Raw genomic sequence first — 1,032 nt, forward strand, 5'->3', positions numbered from 1 at the left:
AATATGCCCCCCGGTGACGCGTGTGTGTTATACGCGGCCGGCATCCAACGTTTAGCCTTCAGCCAAAACACAGGATTACCCATGTCAGACCAACACCCCTCACAGGATCAGGCTCACGAGCCCGATGACGGCAAGCCCACACTCTGGCAGACGATTCACAGCATTCTGGCCGGCCTTCTCGGCGTGCAAAGCAGCAAAAACCGGGAACGCGACTTTACCAAGGGCGATGCGGGCAACTTTATCGGCGTGTATGTGGTGCTGGTTTTGGCACTGGTGATCGGCATGGTGGTGACCGTGAATCTGGTGCTGGATGCCGCAGCTAAATAGCCCTACGTAATAGAGATATGCCAAGATATTTCTTTTCACTATAAGGGCGCTTTGCTAGAGTGCCGCTCTGCTCCCTCCGGGAGCGACGCTTACCTATTGAATTTTAAGCATTTAAGGACGGTGATACAGTCCCATGTACGTCTATCAGGAATACGATCAACGGTTGCTGGAGGAGCGGGTGGCGCAGTATCGCGACCAGACCCGCCGTTTTCTCGCCAATGAGCTCAGCGAAGACGAGTTTCTGGCACTTCGCCTGCAGAATGGCCTCTACATTCAGCGTTATGCGCCCATGCTGCGTATTTCCGTTCCTTATGGCCTGTTGGCAAGTCGCCAACTGCGTCGTCTGGCGCACATCGTGCGGACCTACGACAAGGGGTTCTGCCATGTCAGCACCCGCCAGAACATTCAGCTGAACTGGCCTTCGGTTGAAGAAGTGCCGGACATTCTGGCGGAACTGGCCGACGTACAAATGCATGCCATTCAAACCAGTGGCAACTGCATCCGTAATATCACCACCGACGAATTCGCAGGCGTTAATCCCAAAGAGATTGAAGACCCGCGCCCCTGGTGCGAGATCATTCGCCAGTGGTCCACCTTCAATCCGGAATTCGCCTATCTGCCCCGTAAATTCAAGATTGCCGTGAACGCTGTACCCGACGCCGATCCGGCCTTGATCGGCGTGCACGATATCGGTGTGCAACTGGT

At 55.0% G+C, this 1,032-nt stretch carries 1 protein-coding gene and 1 pseudogene; both read left to right on the forward strand.

What is annotated here, in order from left to right:
* Positions 1-81 precede the first annotated feature (81 nt).
* Positions 82-327, forward strand: coding sequence for a DUF2970 domain-containing protein (locus A3754_RS04325; RefSeq protein WP_063518724.1), 246 nt, complete (start codon positions 82-84; stop codon positions 325-327).
* Between the two features lie 133 nt (positions 328-460).
* Positions 461-1,032: pseudogene (locus A3754_RS04330) on the forward strand (nitrite/sulfite reductase); the annotation flags it as partial.

Source organism: Alcanivorax sp. HI0083, from assembly GCF_001635175.1.

Excerpts from the sequence above, each read along its gene's own strand:
- A3754_RS04325 (WP_063518724.1), top strand. The coding sequence starts at position 82 with ATGTCAGACCAACACCCCTCACAGGATCAGGCTCACGAGCCCGATGAC.